General features: G+C 64.4%; 7 protein-coding genes and 1 pseudogene. 5 read left to right on the top strand and 3 right to left on the bottom strand.

Features of this window, described 5'->3' with window-relative positions; translation table 11 throughout:
* Nucleotides 1-1,133: 1,133 nt before the first annotated feature.
* Entirely contained in the window at nt 1,134-1,406 is a 273-nt protein-coding gene (locus tag FHD68_RS15735) for a hypothetical protein (protein ID WP_139086193.1), read from the bottom strand.
* A 971-nt stretch (nt 1,407-2,377) separates the two neighbouring features.
* On the opposite strand from FHD68_RS15735, the gene FHD68_RS15730 reads away from it, so the two are divergent.
* The 3 genes from FHD68_RS15730 to FHD68_RS15720 all read left to right on the top strand — a co-directional run bounded on the left by FHD68_RS15730 (nt 2,378) and on the right by FHD68_RS15720 (nt 6,477).
* Nucleotides 2,378-2,650, top strand: coding sequence for a hypothetical protein (locus FHD68_RS15730; protein WP_046000905.1), 273 nt, complete (start codon nt 2,378-2,380; stop codon nt 2,648-2,650).
* A gap of 410 nt (nt 2,651-3,060) precedes the next feature.
* The gene (locus FHD68_RS19745; RefSeq protein WP_127898092.1) at nt 3,061-5,640 is read left to right on the top strand and encodes a Hint domain-containing protein; all 2,580 of its coding nucleotides are present in this window, start codon (nt 3,061-3,063) and stop codon (nt 5,638-5,640) included.
* A gap of 285 nt (nt 5,641-5,925) precedes the next feature.
* On the top strand, nt 5,926-6,477 hold the full coding sequence (locus FHD68_RS15720; RefSeq protein WP_240542517.1) for an exonuclease domain-containing protein: 552 nt from the start codon (nt 5,926-5,928) through the stop codon (nt 6,475-6,477).
* Nucleotides 6,478-6,496: 19 nt separating this feature from the next.
* Here FHD68_RS15720 and FHD68_RS19930 read toward each other — a convergent pair.
* Nucleotides 6,497-6,733: pseudogene (locus tag FHD68_RS19930) on the bottom strand (hypothetical protein); the annotation flags it as partial.
* A complete protein-coding gene (locus tag FHD68_RS15710) occupies nt 6,730-7,347 on the bottom strand; it encodes a thermostable hemolysin (protein WP_127898093.1) in 618 nt (205 codons plus the stop codon). The pseudogene FHD68_RS19930 and the gene FHD68_RS15710, both read right to left, overlap by 4 nt.
* A gap of 158 nt (nt 7,348-7,505) precedes the next feature.
* On the opposite strand from FHD68_RS15710, the gene FHD68_RS15705 reads away from it, so the two are divergent.
* Nucleotides 7,506-8,159, top strand: coding sequence for a response regulator transcription factor (locus FHD68_RS15705; protein WP_046000918.1), 654 nt, complete (start codon nt 7,506-7,508; stop codon nt 8,157-8,159).
* The coding region (locus tag FHD68_RS15700) for a histidine kinase dimerization/phospho-acceptor domain-containing protein (RefSeq protein WP_341872771.1) at nt 8,156-8,898 on the top strand (743 nt) is incomplete at its 3' end. The genes FHD68_RS15705 and FHD68_RS15700, both read left to right, overlap by 4 nt.

Here is an 8,898-nt window from a genome sequence, read left to right as displayed (position 1 = left end):
CGGTGTCTTTGAACGCGGTGGCCGCAAGGCGCCGGTGATCGATGAGGATCAGGTCCGGGATCTGCATGCCAAGCGCGGAGAACTGGCGGTGGCCGACTCTTTTTTGGAACGAAAGCTGAAGCCCTGGGGCGGGAAGTGATGAGGCATTGGAACGCCATTGGTCCGAGAGACGATACCGAACGGCATGGTCGAACGCGACCATCCGGACCTGTCGATCGGCCGGCAGTGCGCTCTGCTACAGGTCCCTCGTTCGTCGTTTTACCATATGCCGCAGGGTGAGACGGACCAGAACCTCGCGTTCGCCATGGACCTCGAACCAGGGGCGGCCACATGGCGCACTGCGGTTGATCGACGTGCGGTTCCTCGACACGCCTTTCCTTGGCGTCCGTCAGATGACCTGGCACCTGCGCAGTTGCAGGGACCGGGGCCCCAGTGGGGCCGCGCAAGCCCGAAAACGGCCACAAGGTGAACGAAAAGCGCATACGTCGGCTTATGCGCCTTATGGGTCTGATGCCGATCCACCAGAAGCCCAACACCAGCCGGCCAACGAAGGGACGCAAGACCTACCCCCTATCTGGCTCGCGCGGCCTGCGTGTGGCCCGGCCAAATCAGGTCTGGTGTGTGGACATCACCTATCTGCCGATGCGTCGCGGCGCTCGGCATGGCCTCGGACCGGTGGCGGCTCATGCCTCGCTCTCCCTGGTGGCGATCATGGACTGTCACACCCGCATGGTCTTGGCGTGGCGGATCTCGAACATCGAGCCATGGTCCGCCACTGGTCCGAGGACCATGGCGAGGGGACGCCGACTTCTGCGTCGAGGCGCTGAACGAGGCCATCTATCGGTTCGGACCGCCGGACATCATGACCATGGAGCATGGTCGCGCCATCGGTCCAAGCGGCCAGTGGTCTGCTCACTGACAGGAGAAGCAACGCAACCCGATCAGCAGGAGCAGATCAGAGCTTAAAAAGCGCCAGATCCTGTCAAAAGAATGGAGAGCACATCAGTGAAGGAAAAATTCCGTAGCAGATCAGCAACCCTGGCCCGCCATATTTAACGTGTTGAACGTATTATCTCGGCGGTAAGGAAGTTGCGGCAGCATTTAACGATCAGTGGAAGATGAACTTAGCAATATCAATTCATACGGTCGACGATGGAAATGCATCCCGATCGAAGCCACGCACAAGGCTGCAAGCCGTGCTTCCTGAATGCGTTTAGCTCTTCCTGTAATCCTTCAGCAGCCGTATCGCCTGATCGACCTTGGACTCTATCAGCTTGTCCAGAAAGGCGGGCGCCGACATGGCGGACCTGCTTTTCATCGGAGGCACGTGCTTTGCGGCCTTCGATTTTGTGTCTGATTTGGGTCGCGCGCGCGTGGTGTTCTTTCGGATCGTCGCCATTGATCAAGCCTTGGTCTGTGCAGCGTCTGAACCGGAACCCCCGCCTGATGTTCCAGGAGAAGGATTTTAATCTGAACCGGAGCGGGAGGAACGTCGAGCTGACGGTTATTGCGTTCCGCACCGCCGCCCTGACTTGCATCTTGTCGCGACGTTGCTTTCTCTCCTGTTACCCACCACGGCCTGTAGGTAGGCCGTTCTATTAGGAACCTCAGATCGGGTGCACTTCCAAGCGTGGCTTGATCCGCCATCGCATATTTTTCCCGTGAAAGCGTACCTGTTATCGAATGCTTTTCATTGGCCTGTACGTACCTCCACAAGATGAACACCTGATGCGTTCCACGAGATTGATTATGGCCTGCAATCTGAAGTTGGCGCTTGTCGGCATGTTTCGGAACGCGTTGAGAGCGTCACGACCGGGGTGTTACACCGGTCCCAACGCTTCGGCGCATCGCAACAGCTGATTGCCCATTGCCAAGGTACCTGTACCCGAAAATGGTATGCTCCTCGCAGTCATCACGATTTGATAGTTTCGGCCTGAATCAACAGTGAATATTTGATGCAATCGGCCGGATGGTGCCAATGCTAATTAAGTTCAGCCACAGACTGACTGTCGACCGAAGTTTGGATAGCTAAAATCAGTTCTCCGTAAATTAATCTGCAATTGATGCGGCCGCTGCCCGAATAGTTTGCAATATCTTAGGCCAGAGCGCGGCACGCTGAGACTGCTTACAATAGAGCGACAAATAATTTGCAAAACGTACGACAGTTTCGATTTTTGGAGCAACGTCCTTCCAATGACGTCCGACACGTCGCTTTAGGATAGACAAAGCGATCACAATTGATCGCAGTGTCGTGGGTGTCTTGACCTTACAACGGTGGGAAGCGCTACCTAGCAACGCGGTGATGGAGAATACCGCGAAATGAATGAACGGTTGAGTGAGGTGCGGGTTATAGGGCCGCGCGCTACCTGGGTGATTGATGATCGATCGTGAATTGCGCGACCGGTTCGTGGCCGCGGGCGTGCCCGAAACCCAGGTTGATCCCATCCTCTCCTATTTCGACCTTTATGGTGGGGCTGCCGAAATCACCTCAGAGGAAGAATATCGGAATGCGGCTGCCATTTATCTGACGCTGGATGGACATCTGGCGCCTGACGATGCGCACAGCGCCGTTGCCCGCTATGTCATCCATCTTGGGGTGCGGTTGGCTGAGTGGGATGGCAAGCACACCGTACCAAGCGTCCTGCGGTGACCATAAAGCCCATGGGCGCCGTCGCTTCGTCGTCTGATGCATGGTAACGATTTCGCCATCACCGGCGCAAATGTGCCGAAAAATACAATCGTGAGTTGATTGGTTAACGGTGTCTTGCTACGCCGAACCTTCGTGGCGCTGGTCGAGCAAAGCCGACCACCGACTGACAACAACCCGATTGCAAAGGTTGCACGCTTGCCTGTCCAAACTCCGCACCCCCCTGCAATCCGCAGACATGCGCCACGGCGACAGCCCTCCATGACGCAGACTGCCGGGCAGTTCCGGGAAAGGCCGCATTCGCGGACCCGTCTGCCCCTTCGTACCTAGTGCACATTCATGTCTGAGCCGACACCGCGATCCGCGGTGTCTCTTCATCATGCCCGGACCATGGGCTGGACACAGGACACATCATGCCGACGACCTTCAACTGGATCTCTCTTGGAACGCCCCGCAACGCCACCGGCGGCATCGTCACGGTCGACCCGTCAGAGATAATTGCCGGCGCAGAAAACGCATCCAGCCTCCTGACCGCCGCGTCCGGTTCGGGGCCCCGGGTGTTCGGTTCGCAAGGCGCGCCGCTCTACAACAGCATCACCTCTGCAACAATGATCAATCGCAGCGGCAGCGACAATGCGCTGGACACGGATACGGCCGTCGGCACATTGGCGGATCGCTTTACGACCAACATTGGCGCCGGAGTCCAGACCTTCAACTTTGACGCCTTGGTCAATTACAACGGCACCGTGACCTATGCGGATGGATCGACCGCGTCGAACGTGACGCTGCTGGTGGTGCAGGCGGAAACGGGCGAACTGTTTCTTGCGCCGCCGCCGGCCACGGGTTCGAACGCGGCGTTGACGCTCAAGCCGATCCAGTCGATCCGGCTGGATTCGGTGGCGAATAATGACGTCAACTTGTTGATCGACCGCCAGCTTGGGATATTCGACGATGGATTTGTCGATGGCACGGCCGGCGCCGACGTGATCGGTCCCAGTTATGTAGAGCCTGCCGCCGGCGGCTCCGACCGGATCGACGGCAATGACGGGCTGACCAGCGCGGGCACCAATTTCAACGATGACCGTATCCGCGCGGGCGCGGGCAACGACACCATCGACGGCGGTCTTGGAAACGATCTGATCGACGCGGGCGAGGGCAACGACCTGGTCAACCTGACGGGGGTGTTCGGCAACGACACCATCACCGGCGGCGCGGGCAGCGACACGCTGTCCGGGGCGACGCTGACGGCCGCGTCCACCGTCACATTCAACGGCGGCTCCGGCACCTTTGCCAGCGGAGGCAGCACGGCCAGCTTCAACACCATCGAGGCCGTCACCACCGGCGCCGGCACCGATACGGTCACCATCAGCGGGACCGCCGCGGGAAGCTTTGCCACGGGCGCCGGGGCGGACACGATCACCGCGGGCGGTTCCGGCGCGGATACCATCAATGCGGGCGACGGCGACGACCTGATCAACTTGACCGGGACGTTCGGCAGCGACAACATCACCGGTGGCGCCGGCAGCGACACGCTGTCAGGGGCCACGCTGACTGGCGCGTCCACGGTCACGTTCACCAACGGCACCGGCACCTTTGCCAATGGTGGCAGCACGGCCAGCTTCAATACCATCGAGGCGATCACCACCGGCGTGGGGGCCGATACGGTTAACGCGGCCACCAACACCTCGGCCGCCAGCTTCGCCCTGGGTGCGGGAAATGACAGCTTTATCGGCGGCCTTGGTGCCGAGACGATCGATGGCGGGGCGGGCGACGACACGATCGTCTCGGGTGGCGGTGCGGATGTCGTCAACGCGGGGGACGGGCAGGACCTTGTCGATGCAGGTGAGGGCAACGACTATGTCGATGCAGGGGCCGGAAACGACACCGTCGCCGGCGGTGCGGGCAACGACACCCTGCTGGGTGGCACGGGCGACGACCAGCTGAGCGGCGGCAGCGGCGACGATAGCCTGCTGGGGGGCGCCGGCAACGACGTTCTTCTGGGTGGCGACGGAAATGACTATCTGGACGGCGGCCCTGGCGCCGACACCTTGACCGGTGGCGCGGGCAACGACGTCTTCGTCGTGTCGAACGGCGATCTCATCACCGACTTCACGACCGGCGACCCGGCCAACAACGACAGCGTGGATCTGACGGCCTTCTACAACGATGACAACCTGGCGATCATCAATGCGCAGCGGGTGTCGGCGGGGCTGACACCCTACAACTCCGCCTTGGGCTGGCTCAGGGCGGACCAGGCCGATGACGGGGTGCTGAACAGCATCCGGACCGATGCGGGCTTTGCCGAAAACGTCACGCTGAGGATCCAGAACGGCGGAACGGCGGTGACGGCGGCGCAGCTGACCGAAGGCTCGACCTCTGTGCTGTGCTTCGGGTCGGACGCGCTGATCCAGACGGTGGACGGTCCCGTGCCGGCCGGTGCGCTGAAGGTGGGCGACATGGTCATGACCCGCGACAACGGCGCGCAGCCCATCCGCTGGGTCGGTCAGCGCGTCATCGATGCGGCCGCCTTGGCGGACCGGCCCGCACTTGCGCCCATCCGCATCCGCGCCGGCGCCCTGGGCCAGGCATTGCCCAGCAGCGACCTGATCGTCTCGCCACAGCACCGCATCCTGGTGCGATCGAAGATCGCCACGCGCATGGTTGGCGCGCCCGAGGTCCTGGTCGCCGCCAAGCAGTTGATGGCCGCCGACGGCATCGACGTGGCGGACGATCTGGCCGAGGTGACCTATGTCCACTTCCTGTTCGACGACCACCAGATCGTCCTGTCCAACGGGGCGGAGACCGAGTCGCTTCACACCGGACAGGAGGCGCTGAAGGCGGTCCCCGTCGAGGCGCGTGCCGAAATCCTGGCCCTGTTCCCGGATCTGGCCGATGGAACGTCGCGTGCGGCCGTGCGCCCCATGCTGACCGGGCGGCTGGGACGAAAGCTAGCGGAACGCCATGCCCGCAACAGAAAGGCGCTGGTCGCCTGAAGATCGGAAAGCCGTGCCGATTCTTGGCCCGCCTTTTGCCCAACTTGAGGGGTAGGTTTGCATAGTCGCCGCCGGGCGTGGCGTCGGCCCGCGGGGCAGGGTTGTCTGACCAGGGACGTGGCTGCACTGTAATCGTGGTATCTGGTCAGGCGAACCGGAGGGCATCCGATCGTCAATGCATCGCGGCCGAACTGACGCTGCGAAGCGGTTGCATCGTGCCGGCAGATGTCCGACGATAGCGGCGTCGTCTGACGTGACGCGGCGGCTTTGGTGGCGAGGATTTGCATGACCCGGTTCGATCGGCCTTTCGGGACCATGCCCGACGTACATCTTCATGATCGACGCGGGGCGGGTCGCGGTCTGCCGACGTCCGGGATCGATCTGCAGGCTGCCAGGCCAGCCTTCGGCCATGCCGATCAGGTTCCCGTGGGCAGCTTTCGCTTCGTCGCGCTGGACGTCGAGACGGCGTGCAGCGACGCGGCAAGCATCTGTCAGATCGGCTTGGCCTGCGTGCAGCCGGATGGCGAAATCCAGACGTTTTCGATGCTGGTCAACCCCAGGTCGCGATTCGACTCGTTCAACATTCGTCTGCACGGCATCGGTCCGGACCATGTGGCGCAGGCCCCCGGCTTTGCCGAGGCGCTGGAGATGCTGCTGCCTCTGCTGACGCGCCATCAGCTTGTGCAGCACAGCAATTTTGACAAGCAGGCGATGAATGCCGCCTGCCGGACCTGCGGCCTGAACGTTCCCGATCTGCGCTGGCCAGCGGCAGCGCTGCGTCGGGTCGCGGCAGGCGGTCGATCAGCGTGGCGCCGGAATCGGCCAGCAGGTGATTGACCTGCCCGGCGGAAAAGAAGCCCGGCACCGGCACCACGCGGCACCCGGCCAAAGTCGCGGCCAGATCGGCGATGACATAGTCCAGCCCGACAAGGCGCAGACCGACCGTCCGGGGCCCGCCCGCGAAACCGGCGGCCGCATGACCGACGGCACGGGCAAGGCCCGCCCAGCTGATCGTGCGGTCACCGTCACGGAACGCGATGGCGTCGGGCCGCTGGCGGGCATGGCGGGCGAGGGCGTCGAAGATCGGGATCATCGGGGGGAGACCTTGCTGAAGCTGCGGGAGGGGCGGGGCATGAAGCGCAGCGGTTCGGACCGTTCGGCCAGCGCGCAGACCCAGGGGTTCGTGTCGTAGTAGCGGCCCCAGCAGGCCGCATCGGGCAGGCATTCCGCCCGCGCCGGTGCCAGCGCCAGCAGCGGCACGCCGGTACGCTGCAGCATCGCGACCAGGGCGGTCGTGGCCGTGAACAGGCCCCAGCTTTTGCCCTGCAGGCGGCCCTCGGCGGCGATGGCCTCGATCAGGGGCAGGGTGGCGATGGGGCGGGGGCAGGCCATCGACACGACCTCCAGGATGTCGTCGTCGTGAACCGCGCGGCCGCTGCGTTCGGACAGCAGCTGCGCCACCGGCCGGTCCAGATAGACCTGTGAAAAGAACCCCGCCGCCGCATCGCGCAGGCCCGCCGCCCCCAGCACCGCGCCCGAGGCCGACCGCGCCACCGCCAGGGGAACCGCGGACAGGGTCATGCGGGCGTCGAAGGCGTCATGGAAATGGCCTTCGATCATCAGGGCCGCGGCCTGCCAGCCGGGGTCCAGGGGCTGCAGGATCTGCATGTGCATGGCGTCGTCGGACAGGTGGCGCAGTGCATGCATGGTGGGGCCTTTGCGTGGTTCGTGCCCCTGATCTGACGGGCAAAGCTTGCAGCAGGCTTACAGACAGGGAAGCCATCATCACGACGCCGTGATGCGTTCTTTTCCGTTGATCCGGCTCCCCCGTCCCGCCATGTCTTGGCGGAACGAAGGGAAATCGGATGCGTGTGCTGCTGATCGAAGACGAGGCCGATATCGCCGATGCGCTGGTCCGGTACCTGCGGGCGCAGGGTCATGCGGTCGATCACGCGCCGGACCTGGACACCGCGCGCGCGGCCTTGGAGGTTGCGGGCTTTGACGCGATCCTGCTGGACCTGGCGCTGCCGGACGGGTCCGGGCTGGTGCTTCTGCGCGAACAGCGCCATCGCGGCAACCGCGTGCCGGTGATCATCGCCACCGCGCGCGACCAGATCACCGAACGCATCGCCGGGCTGGATGCGGGCGCGGACGATTACGTCGTCAAACCCTATGACCTGGCCGAGATCGAGGCGCGTCTGCGCGCCAATGCCCGCCGTGCATCGGGCGATCCGGCGACGGAAAGCCGGCTCGGCGGGCTGCGGGTGGACCGCGCCGGAGCCCGCCTGTTCAAGGACGAGACCGAGATCCGCCTGACCTCGCGCGAATGGGCGCTGTTCGACGCACTGCTGTCCGCGCGGGGCAGGGTGCTGTCCAAGCAGGCGCTGGAGGATCGCCTCTATGCCTTCGACGACGCCATCGAGGGGAACGCGGTCGAAGTCTATGTCTCGCGGCTGCGGGGTAAGCTGGGGGCCGATGCGATCCAGACGCGGCGCGGCCTGGGATACCTGATCCCGTGACGCGGCCCTGGTCCCTGCGCGGCAGGCTGGTGCGCCGGGTCGTGCTGGGGGCCTGCGCCGCGTGGCTGGCGGGGGTGGCGCTGGCCGCGACGGTGATCTCTCACGAGATGTCCGAGCTGATGGATGACAGCCTGGAGGCATCGGCCCGGCTGTCGCTGTCGCTGTACCGTGGCGCGGGTCAGGTCGGGACACTGGCCCCGGGCGACAGCGCGATCCGCATCATTGACGGGGGCGTGTCGGTGACCGACGCGCCCTGGGCGCCGGTCACCGCCGATGGCGGCCAGGACCTGCCCGGCTGGCGGGTGTTCCGCCTGGCCGATCCGGCGGGCGATCTGGTCGTCGAGGTCGGCCACACAACCGCCTGGCGCCGCGACGAGCTGCGCGAAAGCCTGACCTGGCTGGTGGGGCTGATGCTGCCGGTCCTGCTGGCCGCGCCTTTGGCGATCCGCGGGGCGGTCGGGTCGGCGCTGCGGCCCGCGACGCGCTTCGCGGGCGAATTGCGTCGGCGGTCGGCCCAGGACCTGTCCCCCGTCGCGACCCCGGACCTGCCGATCGAACTGGCCCCGATCCCGCGGGCGTTGAACGGCTATCTGGATACGATCCGCGCCCGGATCGATGCGGAACGCCAGTTCGCCACCAATGCCGCGCACGAGTTGCGCACGCCCATCGCCGCCGCGTCCGGCCAGGCGCAGCTGATCGCGGCGGGGCTGGCCGACGACGCGGCGGCGGGGCGGCTGGC

The organism is Paracoccus marcusii (assembly GCF_006151785.1).
GTDB lineage: Bacteria > Pseudomonadota > Alphaproteobacteria > Rhodobacterales > Rhodobacteraceae > Paracoccus > Paracoccus marcusii.
This window is presented reverse-complemented; position numbering and strand designations above follow the sequence as displayed.

Bases quoted from the DNA above. Each gene is read 5' to 3' on its own strand.
- FHD68_RS15730 (WP_046000905.1), top strand. From the start codon at position 2,378: ATGATCGATCGTGAATTGCGCGACCGGTTCGTGGCCGCGGGCGTGCCC.
- FHD68_RS19745 (WP_127898092.1), top strand. From the start codon at position 3,061: ATGCCGACGACCTTCAACTGGATCTCTCTTGGAACGCCCCGCAACGCC.
- FHD68_RS15720 (WP_240542517.1), top strand. From the start codon at position 5,926: ATGACCCGGTTCGATCGGCCTTTCGGGACCATGCCCGACGTACATCTT.
- FHD68_RS15710 (WP_127898093.1), bottom strand. From the start codon at position 7,347: ATGCATGCACTGCGCCACCTGTCCGACGACGCCATGCACATGCAGATC.
- FHD68_RS15705 (WP_046000918.1), top strand. From the start codon at position 7,506: ATGCGTGTGCTGCTGATCGAAGACGAGGCCGATATCGCCGATGCGCTG.